This is a genomic window from Polymorphospora sp. NPDC051019, from assembly GCF_040683055.1.
GTDB lineage: Bacteria > Actinomycetota > Actinomycetes > Mycobacteriales > Micromonosporaceae > Polymorphospora > Polymorphospora lycopeni.
The window spans coordinates 328,084-352,693 of record NZ_JBFBCH010000005.1; the positions used below are offsets into that span (position 1 = coordinate 328,084).

Below are 24,610 nucleotides of genomic sequence, written 5' to 3' on the forward strand. Positions count from 1 at the left end.
TCAACCTCCGTGGACGGTGAGCTGGCGTACGGCGGTCCGCCAGGCGAGCCGGGCCAGGAACCACAGGCCGGCCGCCCACAGGAACTGGTAGCCGATCAGGAGCAGCGCCCCGGTCCCGGTCGCCTTGCCGGTGTAGATCAGCGCCGGGGTGGAGGTGATGGCGGCGAACGGCAGCACCGCCGCGGTCGTCTGCAGCCAGCCGGGCAGCAGGGCGAGCGGCACCAGGGCACCGGAGAGCAGTTGGGTCAGGGCGGTGCGGGTCCAGGCGAGCCCGTGGTAGTTCTGGGTCCAGAAGCAGAGCATCGTGCTCAGGTAGATGATCAGGAACTTGATCGGTACGACCGCGACGAGGCTGAGCAGGAGCAGGTCGGGGCGGACCGGGGCCTGCACCGGTCCGGCCAGCGCGACGAAGGCCGCGCCGACGACGACGATCACCGCGAGTTCGATGACGAGGCCGCCGAGCACCTCGGCGAACCGCATCTTCTGGTAATCCAGCGGCTTGACCAGGTCGAGGGCGACCGCGCCGCTGCGGATGCGTTCGGCCATCACGTGTTCGCCGAGCCCGCGGCCGACGATCCCGGTGGCGAAGCCGACGAGCAGGTAGCCCTTCATCTCCGGCAGCGAGTAGCCGCCGATCCGCGTGCCGTCGGCGAGCAGCGCGGTCCACAGCGCCACCATCGCGACCAGTTGGAAGATGACGCCGATCGTGCCGAGCCCGATGCTGATCCGGTGGGCGAAGGTGGCCCGGACCGTCGTTCCCGCCAGGCGGGCGTACGCCTTGACGCTCACGACGGGGTCGGGGCGGGCGAGAGGATCAGCTCACCGGCGTACACCTTGCGGATCACGTCCTCGATCGCCGGCTCGTCGATGCGTACCTCGACGACCTCGGCCAGCGGGATCACCCCGGCGAGGATCTGCCCGACGGTCAGGGCCGCCTTGTCGAACGCCACGGTGAACTCGCCGGGGTTCGGGCCCGCGTGTACGGCCGCGGCCGGGAACCGGGCGGCCAGGTCGGGCAGGGCGACGTCGCCGGCGAGCTGGAGGTGGACGTTGCGCTGCCGGGCGTAGGTGTCCTTGACCTGTTCCAGGGTGCCGTCGTAGATGACCCGCCCGTGGTCGATGATCACTATTCGGTCGCAGGTGTCCTCGATGTCGCCGAGGTCGTGGGTGGTCAGCATCAGGGTGGTGCCGTCGGCCCGCAGTTCCCGCAGGAACTGCCGGACCCGGTCCTTGACCGCGATGTCCAGCCCGATGGTGGGTTCGTCGAGGTAGACGACCCGGGGGCCGTGGATCAGGGCGCAGGCCAGGTCGGCACGCATCCGCTGGCCCAGGGAGAGCCGCCGGGCGACCACCGGCATGATCTCGTCGAGGGCGAGGACCGCGTCGAACCGGGCCAGCCGTTCGCGGTACGTCGCCGCCGGTACGTCGTACATGTCGCGCAGCAGGGCCAGGGACTCGCGGACCGGCAGGTCCCACCAGAGTTGCGTGCGCTGTCCGAAGAGGACGCCGATCTGTCGTGCGTTGGCGGTCCGCTCGCGGTGCGGATCGCGGCCGGCGACCCGTACCCGTCCGGACGACGGCTCGACGATGCCGGTGAGCAGCTTGATCGTGGTGGACTTGCCGGCCCCGTTCGGGCCCACGTACGCGACGGCCTCGCCGGCCTCGATCGACAGGTCGACCCGGTCGACGGCCCGGACCGTGGTGAATCGGCGGCGGACGAGGTGCGTCAGCGAGCCGCGCAGGCCGGGTGCCTTGTCTGGCCGGCGGAAGGTCTTCGTCAGGTGATGAGCCTCCACGAGCGCCATGCCGGCATCCTGTCAGCCGGAGCTGCAAGCGGCAATCCACTTCCCGGCAGGTCTTGCAGGTTCTTGCGCCAACTTTCTGCAATCTGTTGACCCGGGACGTTTCGGGGGCGTAACTTTCGCAGCAATCCGTTTGTTGACTAGTAATCAAATCGAAAATCTTCGATCTGGAGGACGTGTTGTCCAGCGCGGACGCCCGACTCGCCGAGCTCTACCAGCGGCTCCAGCGGATCTACGTACTGCTGGACGACGGCGACCGGCGGGCGTTGGCGACGGTGGGTCTCACCCCGACCCACTACAACCTGCTGCGCCTGCTCGAAGACGACGCGCCCGACGCCGTCCCCGGTGCCCCGACCGGCGGCGGCCGGTCGGTCAGCCAGCTCGCCGATCTCCTGCTCTGCACCCGCGGCAACATCACCCGACTCGTCCGGCGGCTCGTCGAGGCCGGCCTGGTCCGGACCGGATCCGACCCGACCGACCAGCGGCTGGTCGCGGTGTCCCTGACCCCGCTCGGCCGCGAGCGGCTCACCGCCGCCCACGCGGTCTTCGCCGAGACCAACCGGCAACGCTTCGCGCACCTGTCCGACGACGACACCCATCGGCTGTACGAGTTGGCCGGAGACCTCGCCGACCAACTGATCAAGCAGTGCGACAGCGAGCGGTGATCCCGCTCGGCGAGCACCCGTAGTTGTAGTAAGGAGCCCCCCTTGTCAAGACGATCATGGCGCGTGGCCACGCTACTCATCGCCGGCCTGGCCGTCGCCACGGTCGGCCCGGCCGGCGTCGCCCGCGCCGACGCCCCGGTGAGCAACCGGGCGAGCCTCAAGGCCGACCTCTGCTACCAGATCGCGACCGACCGCTTCTTCGACGGCAACGCGAGCAACAACAACCCCGCCAAGAGCCCCGGCCTCTACGACGCGGGCAAGTCCAACTGGAAGCTCTACTGGGGCGGTGACTTCGCCGGCATCCAGCAGAAGCTCGACTACCTCCAGGGGCTGGGCGTCACCTCGATCTGGATCTCGCCGCACGTCGACAACATCGACGTGGCCGCCACGTACGGCGGGGTGCCCAACGCCGGCTACCACGGCTACTGGACCCGCGACTTCAAGAAGACCGAGGAGCACTTCGGCACCCTGGCCGAGTTCGACTCGCTGATCGCCGCCGCCCACTCCCGGGGCATCAAGGTGATCATGGACTGGGCGCCGAACCACACCTCGCCGGCGGACGAGTCCAACCCGGGCTTCGCCGAGAACGGCCGGCTCTACGACAACGGCACGCTGATGGGTGGCCTGACCGGCGACACCAACGGCTACTTCCACCACAACGGCGGCATCACCGACTACAACGACCGCTACCAGAGCCAGTACAAGAACCTGGCCGACCTCGCCGACCTCAACCAGCAGCACCCGACGATCGACAACTACCTCAAGACCTCCGCCGACTACTGGATGAACCGCGGCGTCGACGGCGTACGGGTCGACGCGGTCAAGCACATGACGTCCGGCTGGCAGCGCTCGATGGCCGACCGCTTCCTGACCAACAAGGACTCGTTCCTGTTCGGTGAGTGGTACCTCGGCAGCAAGACCGACCCGCTGTACGACGACAACGTCCGCTTCGCCAACGAGAGCGGCATCTCGGTGCTGGACTTCTACCTCAACATCTCGATGCGCGAGACGTTCGGCTCCAACGTCTCGATGCACAACCTGGACGCTGCGATCAGCAAGACGGCGACCGACTACCGCTACCCGGAGAACCTGGTCACCTTCGTCGACAACCACGACATGTCGCGGTTCCTGACGCTGAACAACAACCAGAACCGGCTGCACCAGGCGCTCGCCTTCATGATGACCGTCCGCGGTACGCCGTGCGTCTACTACGGCACCGAGCAGTACCTGCACAACAACACCGCCGGCGGCGGCGACCCGTACAACCGGCCGATGATGCCGGGCTTCAACACCGGCACCACGGCGTACCAGCTCATCAACAAGCTCTCGACGCTGCGGCAGAACCAGCCGGCGCTGTCCTTCGGCACGCACCAGAGCCGCTGGATCAACAACGACGTGTACGTCTACGAGCGCCGCTACTTCAACGACGTGGTGCTGACCGCGATCAACAAGGGTGGCAGCGCGGTCTCGCTCACCGGGCTGAACACCGCACTGCCGGCCGGCAGCTACACCGACCAGCTCACCGGCCTGATGGGCGCCGGCGGCATCACGGTCGGCAGCGGCACCGGTGGCAACAACCCGGTGACCCCGTTCAGTCTCGGCGCCGGCCAGGTCGGGGTGTGGTCGTACAAGGCGGCCGAGCCGAGCGCGCCGACCGTCGGCAGTGTCGGCCCGACCCTGACCCGGCCGGGTAACAAGATCACTGTCGAGGGGCGCGGCTTCGGCGCCACCGGCACCGTCAAGGTCAACGGCGTCAACGCGACGACGGTGAGCTGGTCGCCGAACCGGGTCGTGGCGACCGTACCGGCCGGGGTGACCGCCGGCCTGCGGCCGGTGACCGTCACCACGTCGGGCGGCACCAGCAACGCCTACCAGGTGCAGGTGGTCGGGGGAGCGCAGATACCGGTGAAGTTCACCGTCAACAACGCCTCACCGACCGGATGGGGCGACAACATCTACCTCTCCGGCAGCATCCACGAGTTGGGCAACTGGTCGACCAGCAAGAGCGTGGCGATCGGCCCGATGCTGGCCCCGAACTATCCGAACTGGAACACCGTGGTCAGCCTGCCGGCCTGCTCGACGGTGCAGTTCAAGTTCCTGAAGATCACCTCAGGAGGGGCGGTGACCTGGGAGAACGGCGCCAACCACAGCTACACGGTCCCGTGCTCGGGCACCGGTAGCTCCACCTCGAACTGGCAGTACTGATCAACCCGGTGGCCGCCGCCCGGCAACGGCGGCGGCCACCGGCCGCACCGCACAGAGGAAACGCCGATGATCCACCACGACGGGTCCGCGCTGTACGTACCCGACCCCGCCCCGACGCTCGGCGGCACCACCGACGTGTACGTCCGGACGTCCGCCGACTCCGGCGTCGAACGGCTCTGGGTCCGCTGGACCTTCGACCGGGAACCCCGGTTCGTCGCCGCCACCGACGCCCGCCCGCTCGCCGCCCGTACCGGCGAACGCTGGTTCCGGGCCCGCCTGCCGCTGCGCAACCCGGTGTCCCGCTACCGGTTCCTGCTCGACGGGGCCGGCGGCTACCGCTGGCTCACCGCGGCCGGCGTGTTCGCGCACGACGTCGGCGACGACACCGACTTCCGGATCGTCTGCGGCCACGCCCCACCGGCCTGGGCGGCCGACGCGGCCGTCTACCTGATCTTCCCGGACCGGTTCGCCCGCTCGGCCGCCGCCGCCGACCGGCAACTGCCGGACTGGGCCGTCGCCCGCGACTGGGACCACCCGGTCTCCGGAGACGGGCCGGACCGCCCCCGCGAGATCTACGGCGGCGACCTGGACGGCATCGCGGACCGGCTCGACCACATCGCCTCCGTCGGCGCCGACACCATCTGCCTGACCCCGTTCTTCCCGGCCCCGGCCAACCACCGCTACTGCCCGACGACCTTCGACCGGGTCGACCCGCTGCTCGGCGGCGACGCGGCGCTGCGCCGGCTCGCCGACGCCGCCCACCGCAGGGGGATGCGGGTGATCGGCGATCTCACCACCAACCACACCGGCGACCGGCACGACTGGTTCCGCGACGCGCTCGCCGGCCGGCACCGCGACCTCTACTACTTCGACGACGACCTCGAATTCGGCTACGAGACCTGGGTCAGCGTCAAGCGGATGCCGAAGCTCAACTGGACCTCGGCCGAACTGCGCCGGCGGTTCCTCGACGGCCCCGACTCGGTCGTCCGGCGCTGGCTCGAAGCCGGCCTCGACGGCTGGCGGATCGACGTCGCCAACACCACCGGCCGGCGGATCGCCGAGGACAACACGCACGAGGTCGCCCGGGGCATCCTCGAAGCGATGACCCGCAGCCGGCCGGATGCCCTGTTGCTCGCCGAGAACGCCCACGACGCCACCGGCGACCTCGACGCCGGCGGCTGGCACGGGACCATGAACTACGCCGGCTTCACCCGGCCGGTCTGGACCTGGCTGGCCACCGAGCCGCTGCCGTTCCTCGGCGTACCGGTCGGGGTGCCGCGCCTGCCGGCGACGGCGATGGTGGCGACGATGCGGGCCTTCGCCGCCCGGATGTCGTGGCGCAGCCTGACCACCTCCTGGTCGCTGCTGGACTCGCACGACACGCCCCGGTTCCGCACGCTGGCCGGCGGTTCGGCCGGCCTGGTCGAGGTCGGGGTCGGGCTGATGGCGACGCTGCCCGGCACCCCGATGGTCTACTACGGCGACGAGGTGGGCCTTTCCGGCAGTTGGCCGGAGGACGGCCGCCGTACGGTCCCGTGGCACGACCGCGAGCGCTGGGACCACCGGCTGCTGGCCGTCTACACCGACCTGCTGGCACTGCGCCGCAAGCATTCCGCGCTGCGCCACGGCGGCCTGCGCCTCCTGCACGTCGGCGCCGACCGGCTGGCCTACCTGCGGGAGACCGCCGACGACCGGCTCCTCGTCCTGGCCGCCCGGCGACCGGTGCCCGAACCGCTGCGGCTGCCCGGGATCGGTGCCGCCGACAACATCTACGGCCAGGCGCCCGACCTGGCGCCCGGCGATCCACTGCCCGGCGACGGACCCACCTTCCAGGTGTGGCGGCTGGCCGACTGACCGGTCCGGTGCCACCCGGCCCGGCCGAATCCACGAACAAGCCGAAGGAACCCCATGCAGTTGCTGCACCTGCCGCACCACGACGGCTCGTCCCTGTACGTCTCGGACGCGGCGCCCGCCCTCGGCCGGACCGTGACCGTCCGGGTACGGGTGCCGGCCGCCGCCGACGTCACGATGGTGCACGTCCGCGTCGTCGTCAACGGTGAGCCGGTCTTCCACCCGGCGGCGGTCGACCCGGAGCGCACCGGGTCGACGGTGGGTGGCTACGGCGCCGACGACACCTGGTGGCAGGTCGAGGTGACCGCGCACAACCCGGTCACCGGCTACCGCTTCTATCTCGAACGGGCCACCGGGGCGCCGCTCTGGCTGACCGCGGCCGGCGTCGTCGACCACGACGTGCCGGACCGGACGGATTTTCGCCTGGTCACGTACGCCCCGCCGCCGGCCTGGATGGCCGATGCCGTCGTCTACGAGGTGTTCCCGGACCGGTTCGCCCGGTCCGCGGCCGCCGGCCCGCTCGACCCGGCGACCCTGCCCGACTGGGCGATCCCCTGCGACTGGGACACCGACGCGGTGATCTACCAGGGACCGCAGACGCCGTTGCAGTTCTTCGGCGGCGACCTGGACGGCATCGTCGAACACCTCGACCACATCCAGGCACTCGGCGCCAACACCATCTACCTGCGGCCGGTCTTCCCGGCCCGGTCCAACCACCGCTACAACGCGACCAGCTTCGACCGGGTCGACCCGCTCGTCGGCGGCGACCCGGCGCTGCGCCGGCTGGCCGACGCCCTGCACGCCCGGGGGATGCGGCTGATCGGCGACATCACCACCAACCACTGCGGCGACGACCACGAGTGGTTCCAGGCCGCGCAGGCCGACCCCGACGCGCCGGAACGGTCGATGTTCTACTTCGACGCCGACGGCGGCTACGAGGCCTGGTACGGCGTACCCAGCCTGCCGAAGCTGAACTGGGGAAGCCCGCTGGTCCACGAGCGGGTCGGCGCCGTCATGCGCCGCTGGCTCGACGTCTACGACGGATGGCGGGTCGACGTGGCCAACATGACCGGCCGGTTCGGCGCCCAGGAGGACACCCTCGCGATCGGTGCCAGCCTGCGCCGGGAGGTCGTGGCCTGGGCACCGGAGGCGATGCTGATCGCCGAGCACACCCACGACTTCACCGGCGACCTCGACGCCGACGGCTGGCAGGGCACGATGAACCACGCCGGCTTCACCCGTCCGGTGTGGACCTGGCTGCGCGGCGACGGGCTCGACCTGCCCGACTTCATCGGCGTACCCGGTGGGGTGCCCCGCCGTGACGGCGAGAGCGTCGTACGGACCATGCGGGCCTTCGCCGCCCAGGTCTCCTGGCGGTCGCTGGTCCACTCGTGGCAGCTGCTGGACTCCTACGACGTGCCCCGGTTCCGCACCGTCACCGGCTCCCGCGAACGGCACCTGGTCGGCCTGGGGTTGCAGGTGACGCTGCCGGGCACGCCGATGGTCTGCGGCGGCGCCGAGTGGGGGCTGACCGGGCGCAACGGCGAGCACGCCCGTACCCCGATGCCGTGGCAGCGCCCCGAGGACCGCGACGACGTGCTGTTCAAGTCGTACCAGGACCTGATCCGGCTGCGGGCGACCGAGCCGGCACTGCGGGACGGCGGCCTGCGCTGGCTGCACACCGGTGCCGACGCCATCGTGTTCGTACGCGAGACCGCGACGGAGTCGCTGCTGGTCGCCGCGGTCCGATCGACCACCGGTGCGATCGAGCTGCCGCTGGACGCACCGCTGACCGGTCTCCACGACGCGGTCGACGTGTCCCCTGTGGACGGAACGGTGACCCTGCCCGGCGACGGGCCGGCGCTGCGGGTGTGGCGGCTGCGCGGTGCGGCCGGCACCGGTCAGGCCGTCGGGTGATCGTCGACGACCGGGCCACCCCGGTGCCGCCGGCCGGCGGCACCGGGCCGGCGCCCGAGCCGGCCCCCGACTCGCTCGCCGGCCTCCCGGCCGGGCCCGCCGGACCCGGCCACCCGTCGCCGGCCGACTGGCGCGACGAGGTGCTCTACTCGGTCCTGGTCGACCGGTTCGAGGCCGGGCCGCGACCGGTCGGGTACGGCGACCCGGCCGACGGCGACTCCCGGCACGGCGGCAACCTCGCGGGCATCACCAGCCGGCTGGACTACCTGCGCGACCTCGGCGTCACCACCCTGCTGCTGTCGCCGGTCACCCGGACCACCCCGGACAGCTACCACGGCTACGCGCCGGTGCACCTGCTCGCCGTCGACCCCTACCTCGGCAGCCTCGCCGACCTGCGGGAACTGGTCGGCGCGGCGCACCGGCACGGCATCCGGGTGGTGCTCGACCTGGTCGTCAACCACGCCGCCCGGATCTTCGAGTACGAGGGCGGCGACGACGGCTGGAAGGGCGCCGCCCACCCGGCCCCGATCGGCGCCTGGACCACCGACTTCAAGCCGGTCGAACTCGCCGTACCCGAGCACTTCTCCCGGCGCGGCCAGATCGCCGACTGGAAGGACCCCGACCACGCCGCACTCGGCGACTTTCCCCCCGGCTACCGGCGCCTGGCCACCGAGAACCCGGCCACCAGGGCGCTGCTCCTGCGGGTCGCCCGGTGGTGGCTGCGGGAGACCGACGCCGACGGGGTACGCCTCGACGCCATCCGCCACCTCGACCCGGACTTCGTCCGCGAGTTGACCGCCGACGTCAAGCGGTACGCCGCCACGATGGGCAAGCACAACTTCCTCGTCCTCGGCGAATACTCCAGCACCGCCGACGGCCCGATCGTCGACAGCCTCGCGCTCGGGTTCGACAGTGCCTACAACTATCCCGAGTACCGCCGGCAGAGTCGGGCGCTGCACGGCGCCGCACCCGCCCGCGACCTGGCCGACAGCCTGGCGACCGCCGCCGACGCCTTCGGTCCGCACCTGCCTCGGCTGGTCCGGTTCATCGACAACCACGACGTCTACCGGTTCCTGCGTGACGGCGAACCCGACGGCCGGCTGCGGGTGGCGCTGGCGTTCCTGATGTTCTCGATCGGTATCCCGATGCTCTACTACGGCACCGAGCAGGGCTTCCGCCAGCCCACCCGGCGGCTGGAGCGGGAGTGCTCGGCCGACCGGGCGGCGCCGCGCAACCGCGAGGACATGTTCGCCGCCGGCCGCTTCGTCTCGGCGAGTTCGGCCGGCGACCGGTTCGACACCTCCTCGGCGATGTTCCGCTGGACCCGGCGGCTCGCCGACGTACGGCGCCGGTTCGTCGCGCTGCGCCGGGGCGATCAGGCCGTCCGCTGGTCCGACCCGGACGGGCCCGGCGGCTACGTGTTCAGCCGCCGGCACGGCGACGAGGAGGTGGTCGTGGTGCTGAACACCGCCGACGAGCCGCGCCGGGTCGCGCTGGACACCGGCGGGCGGTGGGCCGACGCGCTCGACCCCGGATACGTCGGCCCGTCGCCCGATGTCGACGTCGACGGTTTCGGCGTACGGGTGCTCGTCCCGACCGGTCCGCGATGACCGCCCGGATCGTGATCGAGGCGGTCGCGCCGGTCGTGGACGGCGGCCGGCACCCCGCCAAGGCGGTCGTGGGGGAGTACCTGCCGCTGCGGGCCACCGTCTGGCGCGAGGGACACAGCGTGCTGTCCGTCGCCGCGGTCTGGCGCGGCCCCGGCGACGCCGCCCCGGTCCGGGTCCCGATGGCCGTGCTCGACGCCGGCCGGGACACCTGGACGGCGACCGTCGTGCCGGACCGGGTCGGCCGGGCCGGCTTCCACGTCGAGGCGTGGCACGACCCGTGGCTCGACTGGTGCCGGGCCGTACGGGCGAAGACGGCGGCCGACCTGCCGCCCGCCGAGCTCGCCAACGACCTCGAACTCGGCGCCCGGCTGCTGGACACGGTCGCCGGCCGGGCGCACGCCGACCGCGACCCGCTGGCGGCCGGGACCTGCGCCGACGCCGCCGGGCTGCTGCGCGACACCGGCCGCGAACCGGCCGAACGGATCTCGGCCGCCCTCGGTGCCGAGGTCCGCGCCGTCGTCGACCGCTATCCGACCCGTGAGCTGCTCACCACCGGCACCGACTGTCCGGTGTACGTCGACCGGCCCCGCGCCCAGTTCAGCGCCTGGTACCAGGTCTTCCCCCGGTCGACGGGCGGGCTCGGCAGCGACGGCGAGCCGGTCCACGGCACCCTGCGCACGGCACTGGCCGACCTGCCCCGGATCGCCGGAATGGGGTTCGACGTCGTCTACCTCACGCCGGTGCACCCGATCGGCACGGTGGCCCGCAAGGGCCGCAACAACAGCCCGACCGCGCAGCCCGGCGAACCGGGCTGCCCGTGGGCGATCGGGTCGGCCGACGGCGGCCACGACAGCATCGCGCCGCGGCTGGGCACCCTGGCCGACTTCGACGCGTACGTGTCCCGGGCCGGGGAACTGGGGCTGGAGGTGGCGATGGACCTCGCCCTGCACTGCGCGCCCGACCACCCGTGGGTCACCACGCATCCGGAGTGGTTCACCACCCGGCCGGACGGCTCGATCGCGTGTGCCGAGAACCCGCCGCGCCGGTGGCAGGACATCTATCCGCTGAACTTCGACAACGACCCCGAAGGGCTCTTCGCCGAGATCTTCCGGGTGCTGCGGCACTGGATCGACCGCGGTGTGCGGATCTTCCGGGTCGACAACCCGCACACCAAGCCGGTCGACTTCTGGGCCCGGCTGATCTGGCACACCAAGGCGGCGTACCCGGACGTGCTCTTCCTGGCCGAGGCGTTCACCCGGCCCGCCGTGCAGCGCGGGCTGTCCCGGATCGGATTCAGCCAGACGTACACCTACTTCACCTGGCGGACCAGCAAGAAGGAGCTGGTCCAGTTCGGCGAGGAACTGGTCGCACTCGACGCCAACCTGCGCCCCAACCTCTGGCCGACCACCCACGACGTGCTGCCCGCACACCTGCAACAGGGCGGGCCGGCGATGTTCGCGATCCGGGCCACGCTGGCCGCCACCCTCTCGCCGAGCTGGGGGATCTGCACCGGCTACGAACTGTTCGAGGACGCCGCGCGGCGGCCGGGCAGCGAGGAGCACCTGGACTCCGACAAGTTCCAGGTGCGGGCCCGGGACTTCGCCGCCGCCCGGGCCGCCAACCGGTCGCTGGAGCCGTGGCTGACCACGTTGAACCGGATCCGCCGGGCGCACCCGGCCCTGCACCAGCTCCGGACGTTGCGGTTCCACGACGTCGACAACGACGCCCTGATCGCCTACTCGAAGATCGATCCGGCGACCGGGGACACCGTGATCTGCGTCGTCACGCTCAACCCGTACGCCGTCGAGCGGGGCGTGCTGACCCTCGACCCCCGCGCCCTGGACCCGTACGCCCTCGACCGCCGCACCCCGGTGCCGGCCGACGGCACCGACCACGAACTGCTCGACGAGGTCGACCGGCGCCGGTGGCTCTGGGGCCGTACGCAGAAGGTCGAGATCGATCCCGCCCAGCGGGTCGCCTACATACTCACCCTGGCCTGAAGGAGATCAGTTGTCCGACGACAGCGACGTGCTGGTGCTCGGTGGCGCCGGCGTCGACACCATCGTCTACGTACCCGAACTGCCGCTGCCCCTGCGGGACAGCTACATGGTGCCCGCGATCGAGCCGCGCGCGGGGCAGACCGGCGACAACGTGGCGGTGGGGCTGCGGGCCCTCGGCCTGCGGACCGCGCACATCGACGTGCTCGGCGAGGACCGGGAGGGGGACCTGGTCCGGGCGCTGCACGAGGCGTACGACGTACCGCTGCACGCGGTGCCCACGAAGGCCGGCACCAAGCGGGCGGTCAACCTCGTCGACCCGGCCGGCCGGCGGCTGTCGCTGTACGACCCCCGGGGCGACGACGCCGACCGGCTGCCCGCGGACCTGGTCTCGGCGTACGCGGCCAGCGTCCGGCTGGTGCACGTCTCGATCACCCACCCGTGCCAGCACGCCCTGCCCCTGCTGGCCGGCGCGCCGGCGCTGGTCTCGACCGACCTGCACAACTGGGACGGCGAGAATCCGTACCACGAGGCGTTCGCCTACGCCGCCGACGTGGTCTTCGTCTCCGCGACCGCGCTGGCCGACGGCCCCGCCACCCTGCGCCGGATCATCGACCGGGGCCGCGCCGGGGTCGTGGTCGCCACCGCCGGGGCCGAGGGCGGCTACGCCCTGGTGCGTGGCGAGGACGGGGTACGGCCCTTCGCGGCGGCCGGGTCGGCGGCGCCGGTCGTCGACTCCAACGGTGCCGGTGACGCGTTCGTCTCCGGCTTCCTCTTCGGCCACCTGGCCGGCGAGCCGGTCGACACCTGCCTGCGCTACGGCGCCGTCGCCGGGGCGCACGCCTGCACCGTACCCAGCACCGGGATCGATCCGATCGACCGGGCCACGCTGCTGGCCAGGGTGTAGCCCGGGACCGGGCGGCGACGGCGGATCGAGATCGCCGACCGGGGTAGGAGAGGATGAACGGCGTGGAAGCTCTACGTCTCGTGCTGCTGTATGTCCATCTGATCGGGTTCGCGCTGCTGCTCGGCGGCGCGGCCGTGCAGTATCTGTCCGGAAAGATCCGGATCAATAAGGCGATGCTCTGGGGTGCGGCGATCCAGGTGCTGACCGGGCTCGGGCTGTCCGCGCCGCTGCGCGACGGTGCCGAGCCGGATCCGGCGAAGCTTGTTATCAAACTGGTGCTCGGGTTAATGATCTTCGTGATGGTCTTCTTCGCCCGGAAGCGGGAGACGGTCAACAAGGGCCACTTCCTTGCGATCATTGGTTTGACGCTGGTCAACGCCGCTGTGGCGGTCTTCTGGCGGTAGGCGTCGGGATGCGACAAAAGGGGCAAACGATCGTTTGGGTCGGCCGTTAGGGTGACTCTGGTAAAGGCGGAAGGTCGGCTCGCGCACGACAGAGTTACGCGAGGGTAACGAGCCCTCAACAGTCGTGCACGATTGTCGGCCGTTGGGCGGGCGCGCGCGTACGCTCCCGTGCGTGGATTCACCGCAGACGTGAGCGGTGTGCAATGGAAGGAGACCGTCTTGCGCTCTGTGCGTGGGATGCGGATCGTGTCGCTCGTCGCGGTGGGCGGGCTGGCCCTGGGCGCCGCCGCATGCGGTGAGGCACCTGAGGACAACGACAACGAGGGCGGCACCGCCGCCGAGAAATACACCGCCTGCATGGTCACCGACGTCGGTGGCATCGACGACCGCTCCTTCAACGCCTCGGCGTGGGCGGGTCTCCAGGCGGCGGCGACCGAGAACTCGGACGTCGACCCGAAGTACGTCGCCTCCACCGCCGAGGCCGACTACGAGCCCAACCTGACCCAGTACGTCAACCAGGACTGCAACTTCATCCTGGCGGTCGGCGGCCTGATGGGCGAGGCGACGCAGAAGGTCGCGGCGGCCAACAGCGGCCAGCAGTTCGGCATCGTCGACGCCAAGATCGAGGCGACCAACGCCTTCCCGATGCAGTTCGACACCGCCCAGGCGGCGTTCGTCGCCGGCTACCTGGCCGCGGGCTACTCGAAGGCGGGCAAGGTCGGCACCTACGGCGGCATGAAGATCCCGCCGGTGACCATCTTCATGGACGGCTTCGCCGACGGCGTCGCGCACTACAACCAGGTCAAGGGCGCCAACGTCCAGGTGCTCGGCTGGGACAAGGCGAGCCAGAACGGCTCGTTCACCAACGACTTCGTCAAGCAGGACGAGGGCAAGAAGGTCGGTGACACCCTCGTCGCCCAGGGCGCCGACGTGATCATGCCGGTCGCCGGTGGCGCCGGGCTCGGCACCGCCGCCGCCGCGCAGGCCGCCAACGGCGCCTACAGCGTGATCTGGGTCGACGTCGACGGCTGCGAGAGCGCCCAGCAGTACTGCTCCACCTTCCTCACCACCGTCGTCAAGAACATCAAGGACGCGGTGAAGGACGCCGTGGTCAAGGGCGCCAACGGCGAAACCCTCGCCAGCACCCCGGGCTACCTCGGCACGCTGGAGAACAACGGCGTCTCGATCGCGCCGTACCACGAGTTCGACAGCAAGGTCCCGGCCGAGCTGAAGGCCGAGGTCGACAAGGTCAAGGCCGACATCATCGCCGGCACCATCAAGGTCACCTCGGCGGCCCAGCCGAAGGTCGACTAGTTCCACGCGACACCGTGCCGGATCCCACTGGTGACCATCACCGAGGGGTCCGGCACGGTGCGTGAACACCAGGACACCCCCACACGCGGGCCGTAGCCGCCCGTACGTGGGGGCGTCCTGTCCGAGGCCCGGTCCGTATCCCGGGTCGCACGTCCGTCAGGAGGCTCCGCTGAGACTCGAACTGCGCGGCATGACCAAGCGCTTCGGTGACCTGGTCGCCAACGACCACATCGACCTGACCATCGAGCCCGGCGAGATCCACGCCCTCCTTGGCGAGAACGGTGCCGGCAAGTCCACCCTGATGAACGTCCTGTACGGCCTGCTCCAGCCCGACGAGGGCGAGATCCTGGTCGACGACAAGCCGATCCAGATCCGCAGCCCCCGGGACGCGATCAACGCCGGCATCGGCATGGTGCACCAGCACTTCATGCTCGTGCCGGTCTTCACCGTCGCCGAGAACGTCATGCTCGGCGCCGAGCAGACGCGTGGCGGCCTCCTCGGCCTGCTCGACCAGCGCCGGGCCCGTCGCCAGGTCACCGAGGTCTCCACCCGGTACGGCCTCCAGGTCGACCCGGACGCGGTGATCGAGGACCTGCCGGTCGGCATCCAGCAGCGGGTCGAGATCGTCAAGGCCCTGACCCGTGAGGTCGACCTGCTCATCCTCGACGAACCGACGGCGGTGCTCACCCCGCAGGAGACCGAGGAACTGCTCGCCGTGATGCGCTCGCTCAAAGAGGCGGGCAAGTCGATCGTCTTCATCACCCACAAGCTCGGTGAGGTCAAGGCCATCGCCGACCGGATCACCGTGATCCGGCGCGGGCGTACGGTCGGCACCGCCACCCCCGACGCCAGCCGGGACGAACTCGCCGCGCTGATGGTCGGCCGCAACGTCACCCTGACCGTCGAGAAGACCCCGGCGCGGCCGGCCGGTGCGGTCCTCGAAGTCGAGGGGCTGGTCGTCGACGACGACCGGCAGACCCGGGTCGTCGACGGCGTCGACCTGACCGTACGCGGCGGCGAGGTGCTCGGCATCGCCGGCGTGCAGGGCAACGGCCAGACCGAACTGATCGAGGCGATCATGGGCCTGCGCCCGGTCCGGGCCGGGACGATCAGCCTGGACGGGCAGCGCACCGACGGCTGGACGACCAAGAAGGTGCTGCGCGCCGGGGTCGGCTACGTGCCCGAGGACCGCAGCGTCGACGGCGTGGTCAAGGAGTTCACCGTCGCCGAGAACCTGGTGCTCGACATCTACGACCGGCCGCCGTTCGCCGCCGGGCTCGCGCTCAAGCCCGAGGCGATCGCCGCCTCGGCCAAGGAGCGGATCGAGCAGTTCGACGTGCGCACGTCCTCGGCCGAGGCGACCGTCGGGACGCTGTCCGGCGGCAACCAGCAGAAGGTGATCGTCGCCCGGGAGCTGTCCCGCCCGCTCAAGCTCTTCATCGCCGCCCAGCCGACCCGGGGCGTCGATGTCGGCTCGATCGAGTTCATCCACCGCCGGATCGTCGACGAGCGGGACACCGGCACCGCCGTACTGCTGGTCTCCAGCGAACTGGACGAGGTCATCGGGCTCGCCGACCGGATCGCGGTGATGTATCGCGGCCGGATCCTGGCGATCGTCGGCCCGGACACCCCCCGTGAGGAGATCGGCCTGCTGATGGCCGGCATCACGCCGGACGCGGGCGACGACGCCCCCGTGAATAAGGAATCGGCATGAGCGAGCGCAGCGAGCGAATCATTGGCGCAGTTGAACTCATGCGGCTGCCGAGCGTAGCGAGGCGGGACGCATGAGCGAAAGCAGCCCTCCGTCGCCGGACAAGAAGCCGGCGGTCGAGTCGGAACTCGCCAAGACGGAGCGGACCGCCGCGGTGGAGCCGGCCGCGGACGCCAAGGGCAAGCAGCCCGACGGCGGACGCGAATCCCTCGGCCAGCTCTTCCTGCACAACCTGTGGGCGGCCAACACCTTCACCGTCACCGTGCTCGCCGTGGTGCTGGCCCTGCTGATCGGCGCAGTGCTGATCATCGTTTCCGAGCCCGACGTGCTGGCCACGTACAGCTACATCTTCGCCCGGCCCAGCGACGCGTTCACCGAGAGCTGGATCCTGGTCAGCGAGGCGTACTCGAGCCTGTTCAAGGGCGCGGTCTTCGATCCCGGCGCGGTCAGCGCGTGGATCGGTGGCGACGGCGGCTGGAAGCCGGTCTTCGCGCCGATCTCCGAGACGCTGACCTACACCACCCCGCTGGTCTTCACCGGCCTGTCGGTCGCGCTCGCCTTCCGTGGCGGCCTGTTCAACATCGGCGCCCAGGGCCAGGCGATCATGGGCGTGGTCCTTGCCGGGCTCGCCGGCTTCCTGCTGCCGCTGCCGCCGGTGGTCCACCTGATCGTGGCCCTGCTGGCCGGCGCCCTCGGCGGCGCGATCTGGGGCTTCATCCCCGGCTTCCTCAAGGCGCGCACCGGCGCCCACGAGGTGATCAACACGATCATGCTCAACTACGTGGCGATCTACTTCCTCGGCTGGCTCATCGTGCAGCGCGGGATCCAGAACCCGGACCGCACCGACGCGATCAGCCGCCCGGTCGATTCGTCCGCCCAGTTGCCCCGGCTGCTCGGCGACGACCTGCGGGTGCACGCCGGCATCCTCGTCGCGGTCGCCGTGACCGCCGGGGTGGCCTGGCTGCTCAACCGGTCGACGTTCGGCTTCGAGTTGCGGGCCGTCGGCGCCAACCCGGACGCCGCCCGGACCGCCGGCATCAGCGTCACCGCCACGTACGTCATGATCATGGTCATCGCCGGTGCGCTCGCCGGCCTCGGCGGGGCCAACATGGTCGTCGGTTCCACCGCCAACGCGCTGACCGCCCTGGTCGTCGCCCAGATCGGCTTCGACGGCATCCTGGTCGCGCTGCTCGGCCGGGTCAAACCGTGGGGAGTCCTGCTGGCCGCGTTGCTCTTCGGCGCCCTGCGCGCCGGCGGCAACACCATGCAGTCCTTCGCGGGCATCTCGCTCGAACTCGTGACCGTCCTCCAGGCGTTGATCGTCATCTTCATCGCCGCGCCGGCCCTGGTGAAGGCGATCTTCCAGCTCCGGGCCGCCCGCGCCGCGCGGCTCCAGACGAGCATGGCGAAGGGCTGGTGAGCGGCGTGTCCACGACGACCGCACAGGACATGACCAACGTGACCGTGGCGACCGGCTTCTGGACCAAGGGCCGCAAGGTGGGCCTGGGGCTGCTCGTCGCCGGGGTCCTCGCCGCGATCATCTTCGGCAGCCTGGCCACCGAGCAGTCCGCCCGGTTCACCCTCAGCGAGGACTCCGGCGGCGCGGCCCTGGAGATCGGTGGCACCTTCGGCGCGATCCTTTTCGGGATCATCGCGGCGGCGGCCGGCGCCGCGCTGCTCGCCGGCCTCGACAAGCGCTTCTTCCTCTGGGCGCTCGGCGTCGGCATCGTCGGGCTGGTCCTGTCGTTCCTGTGCTGGCAGATCTCCGACGCGCCGCCCGGCCAGAACTTCATGCCGATGGTCAACATGGTCCGCGGCACGTTCCTGCTCGCCCTGCCGCTCATCTTCGGCGCGCTCGCCGGCGTGCTCTGCGAGCGGTCCGGTGTGGTCAACGTGGCGATCGAGGGCCAGTTGCTGATGGGCGCCTTCGCCGGTGCCCTGATCGGCACGATGAGCGGCAGCATCTGGATCGGCCTGATCGCCGCGGCGCTCGGCGGCGCCTTCATCTCGCTGCTGCTCGCCGTCTTCGCGATCCGCTACCTGGTCGACCAGGTCGTCGTCGGCGTCGTGCTGAACCTCTTCGCGATCGGCCTGACCGGCTTCCTCTACGAGCGGTTGATGCAGACCAACCAGCAGGAATACAACCAGCCGCCGCACTTCGGCACCTGGGAGATCCCGCTGCTGTCCGACATCCCGGTCATCGGTCCGGCGCTCTTCCGCGGCAGCATCTTCCTCTACCTGGCGCTGATCCTGGTGGTCGTCCTCCAGATCGCGCTCTTCCGCACCCGCTGGGGGCTGCGCACCCGGTCGGTCGGCGAGCACCCGACCGCCGCCGACACCCTCGGCATCCGGGTGCTGGGGCTGCGCTACCGCAACGTGCTGCTGGCCGGCATGGTCGCCGGCATCGGCGGTGCCTCGTACACGCTGCTGCTCTACTCCTTCACCAAGAACATGATCGGCGGCAAGGGCTTCATCGCGCTCGCCGCGCTGATCTTCGGCCGGTGGAGCCCGACCGGGGCGCTGCTCGCCGCACTGTTCTTCGGCTTCGCCGACCAGCTCGGTGCCTACCTCGGCGCGATCAACAGCATCATCCCCAGCCAGTTCCTGGCGATGCTGCCCTACCTCGCCACGATCCTCGCCGTCGCCGGTCTGGTCGGGCGGGTCCGGGCGCCGGCCGCCGACGGCAAGCCGTACATCAAGGGGTGACCCGGCCCGGTGCCAGCCGCACCGGCCGGAGCAGGGCAGGATGGACGACGTGACCATGGAGATCGACTGGAGCCGGCTGCGGGACGCCGCCGTCGCCGCGATGGCAAACGCCTACGCCCCGTACTCGAAGTTCCCGGTCGGGGCGGCGGCCCTCGTCGACGACGGCCGGATCGTCGTCGGCTGCAACGTCGAGAACGCCGCTTACGGTGTGGTGCTCTGCGCCGAGTGCGGGGTGGTGTCGGCACTGCACGCCAGCGGTGGCGGCCGGCTGGTGGCGCTGTCCTGCGTCGGCGGCGACGGCGAGCCGCTCATGCCGTGCGGGCGCTGCCGGCAACTGCTCTGGGAACACGGCGGACCCGACTGCCTGATCGAGGCCCGGCCGGCGCCGCTGCGGATGTCCGACCTGCTGCCGCACGCGTTCGGCGCCGACGACCTGACGGCGGCGGCCCGCCCCTCGATCCCGTCGGTGCCGGCGGGACTCGCCGCCTGGCGTGGCCGGGGCACCGTCTTCGTGCACCCCGACGTCGCCGGCGGCGAGCAGGTGTGGACCGGCTACTGGGAGCGGTCCGGCGGCGGGGGCGAACCCGTCGAGCCGGGCATCCTGGAGGAGGCGCCGACCTGGTCCGATCCGACCGACGCGGTCGCCTGGGGACACGCCCGCACGCCCCGGGTGGTGGTGGTCGACGCCGAGGGCGCGACGTTCTGGGCGGGTGAGGGCGAGCCACCCGTCGACGTCCCCACCCGCTGGCCGGGCTGACGCCCGCGCCCGCCACATTCCTGATCCGACAGAAAGGCCCGAGCGATGAGCGCGTTCACCGCCGTCGACGTGATCCGTACCAAGCGGGACGGCGGGGTGCTCTCGGACCCGCAGATCGACTGGGTGGTCGACGCGTACACCCGGGGACTGGTGGCCGACGAGCAGATGTCGGCGCTGGCCATGGCGATCCTGCTGCGGGGCATGACCCCGCCGGAGATCGCCCGGTGGACCGCCGCGATGATCGCCAGCGGGGAGCGGCTCGACCTGTCGGCGATCGACCGGCCGACCGCCGACAAGCACTCGACCGGCGGTGTCGGTGACAAGATCACCCTGCCGCTGACCCCGCTGGTGGCGGCGTGCGGCGCGGCCGTACCGCAGCTTTCCGGCCGCGGCCTCGGGCACACCGGCGGCACCCTGGACAAGCTGGAGTCGATCCCGGGCTGGCGGGCGGCACTGCACAACGACGAGTTCATCGCCCAGCTCCGCGACGTCGGCGCGGTCATCTGCGCCGCCGGTGAGGGGCTCGCCCCGGCCGACCGCAAGCTCTACGCGCTGCGCGACGTGACCGGCACCGTCGAGGCCATTCCGCTGATCGCCAGCTCGATCATGAGCAAGAAGATCGCCGAGGGCACCGGCGCGCTCGTCCTCGACGTCAAGGTCGGCTCCGGTGCCTTCATGAAGTCCGTCGACGACGCCCGCGAACTGGCCCGGACCATGGTCGAGCTGGGTACGGCGCACGGCGTGCGGACCGTCGCGCTGCTCACCGACATGTCGACCCCACTCGGGCTGGCCGTCGGCAACGCCGTCGAGGTCACCGAGTCGGTCGAGGTGCTCGCCGGTGGTGGCCCCGCCGACGTCGTCGAACTGACCCTGGCCCTGGCCCGCGAGATGCTCGCCGCCGCCGGGCTGCCGGACGCCGACCCGGCCGCCGCGCTCGCCGACGGGCGGGCGATGGACTCGTGGCGGGCGATGATCCGGGCCCAGGGCGGCGACCCCGACGCGCCGCTGCCGGTCGCCCACGAGACCGAGACCGTACGCGCCGCAGCCGACGGCTACGTCGCGTCGGTCGACGCGTACGCGATCGGGGTGGCCGCCTGGCGGCTCGGTGCCGGCCGGGCACGGAAGGAGGACCCGGTCAGCGCCGCCGCCGGCATCGTGTTGCACCGCAAGCCGGGCGACCGGGTACGCGCCGGCGACCCGCTCTACGAGCTGCGGACCGACGACCCGTCCCGGCTCACGGCGGCACTGGCCACCGCCGCCGAGGCGGTCACGGTGGTGGCGGCCGCGCCCACCCCGACCCCGCTGGTGATCGAACGGATCGGCTGAGCCGGGCGTCTTCGCGGGTCCGCGTGTATTGCCGGTCCGGCAGCGGCTATCCTGCCCTCGCCAGCAGGCCGGTAGCCGCTGACCTGCCCCACCGGGGAGCCGGCCGCCCACGCCACCGTCGACAGGGGACGATGCGATGACCGTACCCGCGCCCGATCCCCGCCCGGTCCGGCTGGCCAACGTCGAAGAGGTACGCCGGCTCGGGCTGCCCGTCCCCCCGCCGCAGTTCCCGCTGGTCTGGGAGCCGGGCGACGAGGTCGCGCTGCGCTCCACCGGCGAGATCGAGGCCCGGACCGCGGTGTTGCAGGTGGTGCTGGCCCGCTGCTTCGGCATGGCACAGCAGGACGCGATGGGCTGGCTGCTCGGGTCGCACCTCGTCGAGCTGGTGACCCCGCCCGAGTGGCAGTACGTCATGGGCGGGCGCGGTGACCACCGGTCGTTCGTGCTGCACTACGACGCCGTCTTCGCGCTCACCTGGCTGCTGGGGCTGACCAAGCACCTCGACCCGCTGACCCCGCCCGACGAGCGGCTGATGGACGTGCTGCCCGACCTGTCGACCGGGGAGACGTTCACCGCGTGGCGGTCGCGTACGCTCGCCGCCCCCCGCGACGCGGTGGAGGCGGCCGCCCTGCTCGACCTCTACTACTGCCTCGACTGGGCCTACCTGGAGGCGGAACGCACCGGGACCCCGCTGCCGGGGCAGATCGACGCGAACGCGATCGGCCAGCGCCGGTGGGCGCTGGAGTGGGCGGTGGTCTTCCGGGGCCCGTTCCACGACCCGCCGCCGGGCTGGGAAGAGGTCGACCTGTCGACCTAGGCCCGGGCGGCCCGACCACGCGGGCGGTAGCGGCCGAGCACGACCGACGCGGTCACCTCCACCGGTTCCGCCAGGCCGGCGATCCGCGCGTCGAGCCCGCGTCCGTCGGTGTGCCAGGCGCTCGGTCCCATCCCGACCAGCGTCCGCACCTGGGCCCGGTCGAGCGGCAGTGTCCGGCGGTGCGTGGACCGTTCGGCCAGTTCGAAGTGGTCGGCGAGGCTGCCGGCGACCCGGTCGGCCTTGGCCGGGTCGACCCGTAGCAGGTCGAGCCGGTCGACGAGTTCGGCGAGGTGGTCGTCGGCGGGGGTGACCACGAGCAGCGCCCCGTCCGGGCGCAGCACCCGCCGGAACTCGGCACCGTTGCGGGGCGCGAAGACGTTGAGCAGGACCGCCGCCGCCCCGTCGGCGACCGGCAGGGTGCCCCAGGAGTCGGCCAGCGCCGCCGCCGCCCGTGGATGGGCCCGCGCCGCCCGGCGTACCGCCGGTTTGGACACGTCGAGGGCGAGCCCGACCGCGCCCGGCACGGCGTCGAGAACCGCGGCGAGGTGCCGGCCGGTGCCGGCACCCGCGTCGACCACGAGCGGCCCGGCCGGGCGGTCGCCGGGTGCGGTGGGGTCGCCGTCGACCGTGGCGACGACGTCGGCCGCCGCGGCGGCCAGCGCCCCGGAGACGAAGTCGTAGTGGCCCGCCGACAGGAAGGCGTCGCGGTCCGCCACCATCTGCGCGGTGTCGCCGGCATGCGCGACCCGCCCGGCGACGAGATTGACGTATCCCTGTCTGGCCAGGTCGAAGCTGTGGCCCCGGGGGCAACGCAACGCCCGCGCGGTGCCGGCGGCGCCGGCGGCGAGCGGTTGCCGGCAGACCGGGCAACGCAGGTACGGCGTAACGATGTCGACCACGTTCCTCCGCCCACTAGTGTCTCCACATGGTCGCAATCGCTTACGAAGAGATCGTCAAGGCCCCGAAGGCGCTGCTGCACGACCACCTCGACGGGGGCCTGCGGCCGGCGACGGTGGTCGAGCTGGCGGAGGCGGTCGGGCATCAGTTGCCGGCCACCGACCCGGCCGAGCTGGGCGGGTGGTTCGTCGAGTCGGCGGACTCGGGCTCGCTGGAGCGTTACCTGGAGACGTTCGCGCACACGGTCGCGGTGATGCAGACCGAGGACGCGCTGTTCCGGGTGGCCGCCGAGTGTGCGCTCGACCTCGCGGCCGACGGGGTGGTCTACGCGGAGGTGCGGTACGCCCCGGAGCAGCACCTGGAGCTGGGCCTGCGGCTGGAGCAGGTGGTGGAGTCGGTGCTGGCCGGGTTCGAGTCCGGTGCGGCGCAGGCCGCCGAGGCCGGTCGTCCGATCCGGATCGGCACGCTGCTGACCGCGATGCGGCACGCGGCCCGGTCGCAGGAGATCGCCGAGCTGTCGGTCCGCTACCGCGACCACGGTGTGGTGGGGTTCGACATCGCCGGTGCCGAGGCGGGCTTCCCGCCCACCCGGCACCTCGACGCCTTCGAATACCTCCAGCGCGAAAACTCGCACTTCACCATCCACGCCGGGGAAGCGTTCGGGCTGCCGTCGATCTGGCAGGCGATCCAGTGGTGCGGAGCCGACCGGCTCGGGCACGGCGTCCGCATCGTCGACGACATCACCCTCGGCGAGCAGCCGGTGCTCGGCCGGCTCGCGGCGTACGTCCGGGACAAGCGGATCCCGCTCGAGCTGTGCCCGTCGTCCAACGTGCAGACCGGTGCCGCGGCGTCGATCGCCGAGCACCCGATCGGGCTGCTGCGTGACCTGCGGTTCCGGGTCACGGTCAACACCGACAACCGCCTGATGAGCGGCACGTCGATGTCCCGCGAGATGGCGCTGCTGGTGGAGGCGTTCGGCTACGGCTGGGCCGAACTCCAGTGGTTCACGATCAACGCGATGAAGAGCGCGTTCATCCCGTTCGACGAACGGCTGGCGATCATCAACGAGACCATCAAGCCGGCGTACGCGAAGCTGCTGGGCTGACCCGTCGGGCGGCGGGTCCGGGGCGCGGGCCGGCCCGGCTGGTGGTGCGGGACGGGTCAGGCCCGCGGGTCGGTCTTCGGGACCCGGGCGACGATCTGCCGGACGAACTCGCTGCCGCGGGCCGGCTGGCAGCCGAGGCTGGTCTGCCGGCGCAGCACCCGTGGCTCCGACCGGAGCAGGTCGAGTCCGCGGCGCAGGAGCACCCCGGCCGGCTTGCGCCGCTCGGCGAGATCACGGACCAGGCGCCGGAGGAAGGTGGCACCTCGCGGCCGGCGCAGGGCGTACGCCCCGGCCAGAAGTCCCGCACGTTGGCACTCCGAGACGATTTCGGCGGCGAAGATACCTTCGGCGATGAAAAGTGGCGATCCGGCGAGATCGAGAACCCGCGTGGCCACCCGTCGGTCCGCGCCGATCGCGTAAACCGGCACTTCGGCCTTGCCGTCTCGGACCAGTTGGGCGATGGTCTGGACCGCTGCCGAAGCATCCCAGGCGGCCGGTGACTCCCAGTCGATCACCCCGTTTGTCCGCGGAAGGGTGGGATCGTCGCCTTCTTTGTAGAAGTCGTCGAGGCAGAGCACGGGGAGTCCGGTGCGACGGGCGATGTAGGACTTCCCGGAGC

20 protein-coding genes are annotated in these 24,610 nt (G+C 71.5%); 16 read left to right on the forward strand and 4 right to left on the reverse strand.

What is annotated here, in order from left to right; translation table 11 throughout:
• Positions 1-789, reverse strand: coding sequence for an ABC-2 family transporter protein (locus AB0M79_RS12820; RefSeq protein ID WP_364211727.1), 789 nt, complete (start codon positions 787-789; stop codon positions 1-3).
• Positions 786-1,805, reverse strand: coding sequence for an ATP-binding cassette domain-containing protein (locus tag AB0M79_RS12825; RefSeq protein ID WP_364211730.1), 1,020 nt, complete (start codon positions 1,803-1,805; stop codon positions 786-788). Before AB0M79_RS12825 ends, AB0M79_RS12820 begins: the two co-directional genes overlap by 4 nt.
• A 176-nt stretch (positions 1,806-1,981) precedes the next feature.
• Here AB0M79_RS12825 and AB0M79_RS12830 point away from each other — a divergent pair, with 176 nt between their 5' ends.
• The 15 genes from AB0M79_RS12830 (at position 1,982) to AB0M79_RS12900 (ending at position 21,989) form a co-directional block, all read left to right on the forward strand.
• The gene (locus tag AB0M79_RS12830) at positions 1,982-2,467 is read left to right on the forward strand and encodes a MarR family transcriptional regulator (protein WP_364211733.1); all 486 of its coding nucleotides are present in this window, start codon (positions 1,982-1,984) and stop codon (positions 2,465-2,467) included.
• A 63-nt stretch (positions 2,468-2,530) separates the two neighbouring features.
• Positions 2,531-4,672: an alpha-amylase family glycosyl hydrolase gene (locus AB0M79_RS12835; RefSeq protein WP_364211736.1), complete on the forward strand. Its 2,142-nt coding sequence runs from the start codon at positions 2,531-2,533 to the stop codon at positions 4,670-4,672.
• A gap of 66 nt (positions 4,673-4,738) precedes the next feature.
• Positions 4,739-6,526, forward strand: a complete 1,788-nt coding sequence (locus AB0M79_RS12840; RefSeq protein WP_364211739.1) for a glycoside hydrolase family 13 protein — start codon at positions 4,739-4,741, stop codon at positions 6,524-6,526.
• Positions 6,527-6,580: 54 nt separating this feature from the next.
• Positions 6,581-8,440 carry a glycoside hydrolase family 13 protein gene (locus AB0M79_RS12845; RefSeq protein ID WP_364211742.1) on the forward strand — a complete coding sequence of 620 codons (1,860 nt, stop codon included), beginning with the start codon at positions 6,581-6,583 and terminating at the stop codon, positions 8,438-8,440.
• The gene (locus AB0M79_RS12850) at positions 8,437-10,050 is read left to right on the forward strand and encodes an alpha-amylase family glycosyl hydrolase (protein ID WP_364211745.1); all 1,614 of its coding nucleotides are present in this window, start codon (positions 8,437-8,439) and stop codon (positions 10,048-10,050) included. Before AB0M79_RS12845 ends, AB0M79_RS12850 begins: the two co-directional genes overlap by 4 nt.
• Positions 10,047-12,050, forward strand: a complete 2,004-nt coding sequence (locus AB0M79_RS12855; RefSeq protein WP_364211748.1) for a maltotransferase domain-containing protein — start codon at positions 10,047-10,049, stop codon at positions 12,048-12,050. The genes AB0M79_RS12850 and AB0M79_RS12855 overlap by 4 nt, the downstream gene beginning before the upstream one ends.
• 10 nt (positions 12,051-12,060) lie before the next feature.
• Positions 12,061-12,954 carry a PfkB family carbohydrate kinase gene (locus AB0M79_RS12860; RefSeq protein WP_364211751.1) on the forward strand — a complete coding sequence of 298 codons (894 nt, stop codon included), beginning with the start codon at positions 12,061-12,063 and terminating at the stop codon, positions 12,952-12,954.
• A gap of 62 nt (positions 12,955-13,016) precedes the next feature.
• Entirely contained in the window at positions 13,017-13,358 is a 342-nt protein-coding gene (locus AB0M79_RS12865; RefSeq protein WP_357538935.1) for a hypothetical protein, read from the forward strand.
• Between the two features lie 237 nt (positions 13,359-13,595).
• Positions 13,596-14,672: a BMP family ABC transporter substrate-binding protein gene (locus tag AB0M79_RS12870; RefSeq protein WP_357538934.1), complete on the forward strand. Its 1,077-nt coding sequence runs from the start codon at positions 13,596-13,598 to the stop codon at positions 14,670-14,672.
• Between the two features lie 190 nt (positions 14,673-14,862).
• Positions 14,863-16,386: an ABC transporter ATP-binding protein gene (locus tag AB0M79_RS12875; protein ID WP_364211754.1), complete on the forward strand. Its 1,524-nt coding sequence runs from the start codon at positions 14,863-14,865 to the stop codon at positions 16,384-16,386.
• A 70-nt stretch (positions 16,387-16,456) separates the two neighbouring features.
• Positions 16,457-17,803, forward strand: coding sequence for an ABC transporter permease (locus AB0M79_RS12880; protein ID WP_364211757.1), 1,347 nt, complete (start codon positions 16,457-16,459; stop codon positions 17,801-17,803).
• Between the two features lie 29 nt (positions 17,804-17,832).
• Positions 17,833-19,089, forward strand: coding sequence for an ABC transporter permease (locus AB0M79_RS12885; RefSeq protein ID WP_357538933.1), 1,257 nt, complete (start codon positions 17,833-17,835; stop codon positions 19,087-19,089).
• A gap of 55 nt (positions 19,090-19,144) precedes the next feature.
• The gene (locus AB0M79_RS12890) at positions 19,145-19,846 is read left to right on the forward strand and encodes a cytidine deaminase (RefSeq protein ID WP_364211980.1); all 702 of its coding nucleotides are present in this window, start codon (positions 19,145-19,147) and stop codon (positions 19,844-19,846) included.
• Positions 19,847-19,891: 45 nt separating this feature from the next.
• Positions 19,892-21,172, forward strand: a complete 1,281-nt coding sequence (locus AB0M79_RS12895) for a thymidine phosphorylase (protein ID WP_364211760.1) — start codon at positions 19,892-19,894, stop codon at positions 21,170-21,172.
• A 136-nt stretch (positions 21,173-21,308) separates the two neighbouring features.
• Positions 21,309-21,989, forward strand: a complete 681-nt coding sequence (locus tag AB0M79_RS12900; protein WP_364211763.1) for a DUF4272 domain-containing protein — start codon at positions 21,309-21,311, stop codon at positions 21,987-21,989.
• Here the strand turns inward: AB0M79_RS12900 and AB0M79_RS12905 are convergent.
• Positions 21,986-22,888, reverse strand: a complete 903-nt coding sequence (locus AB0M79_RS12905; protein ID WP_364211766.1) for a putative RNA methyltransferase — start codon at positions 22,886-22,888, stop codon at positions 21,986-21,988. The two genes, AB0M79_RS12900 and AB0M79_RS12905, sit on opposite strands and share 4 nt — an antisense overlap.
• Before the next feature lie 26 nt (positions 22,889-22,914).
• Here AB0M79_RS12905 and AB0M79_RS12910 point away from each other — a divergent pair, with 26 nt between their 5' ends.
• The gene (locus tag AB0M79_RS12910; RefSeq protein ID WP_357538858.1) at positions 22,915-23,991 is read left to right on the forward strand and encodes an adenosine deaminase; all 1,077 of its coding nucleotides are present in this window, start codon (positions 22,915-22,917) and stop codon (positions 23,989-23,991) included.
• A gap of 56 nt (positions 23,992-24,047) precedes the next feature.
• Here AB0M79_RS12910 and AB0M79_RS12915 read toward each other — a convergent pair whose 3' ends face one another.
• Positions 24,048-24,386: a hypothetical protein gene (locus AB0M79_RS12915; RefSeq protein ID WP_364211770.1), complete on the reverse strand. Its 339-nt coding sequence runs from the start codon at positions 24,384-24,386 to the stop codon at positions 24,048-24,050.
• Positions 24,387-24,610: the final 224 nt, after the last annotated feature.

Coding starts and splice junctions, on each gene's coding strand:
- AB0M79_RS12825 (WP_364211730.1), bottom strand. CDS start 1,805: ATGGCGCTCGTGGAGGCTCATCACCTGACGAAGACCTTCCGCCGGCCA.
- AB0M79_RS12840 (WP_364211739.1), top strand. CDS start 4,739: ATGATCCACCACGACGGGTCCGCGCTGTACGTACCCGACCCCGCCCCG.
- AB0M79_RS12845 (WP_364211742.1), top strand. CDS start 6,581: ATGCAGTTGCTGCACCTGCCGCACCACGACGGCTCGTCCCTGTACGTC.
- AB0M79_RS12855 (WP_364211748.1), top strand. CDS start 10,047: ATGACCGCCCGGATCGTGATCGAGGCGGTCGCGCCGGTCGTGGACGGC.
- AB0M79_RS12870 (WP_357538934.1), top strand. CDS start 13,596: ATGCGGATCGTGTCGCTCGTCGCGGTGGGCGGGCTGGCCCTGGGCGCC.
- AB0M79_RS12875 (WP_364211754.1), top strand. CDS start 14,863: ATGACCAAGCGCTTCGGTGACCTGGTCGCCAACGACCACATCGACCTG.
- AB0M79_RS12880 (WP_364211757.1), top strand. CDS start 16,457: ATGAGCGAAAGCAGCCCTCCGTCGCCGGACAAGAAGCCGGCGGTCGAG.
- AB0M79_RS12885 (WP_357538933.1), top strand. CDS start 17,833: ATGACCAACGTGACCGTGGCGACCGGCTTCTGGACCAAGGGCCGCAAG.
- AB0M79_RS12890 (WP_364211980.1), top strand. CDS start 19,145: ATGGAGATCGACTGGAGCCGGCTGCGGGACGCCGCCGTCGCCGCGATG.
- AB0M79_RS12895 (WP_364211760.1), top strand. CDS start 19,892: ATGAGCGCGTTCACCGCCGTCGACGTGATCCGTACCAAGCGGGACGGC.
- AB0M79_RS12900 (WP_364211763.1), top strand. CDS start 21,309: ATGACCGTACCCGCGCCCGATCCCCGCCCGGTCCGGCTGGCCAACGTC.
- AB0M79_RS12910 (WP_357538858.1), top strand. CDS start 22,915: ATGGTCGCAATCGCTTACGAAGAGATCGTCAAGGCCCCGAAGGCGCTG.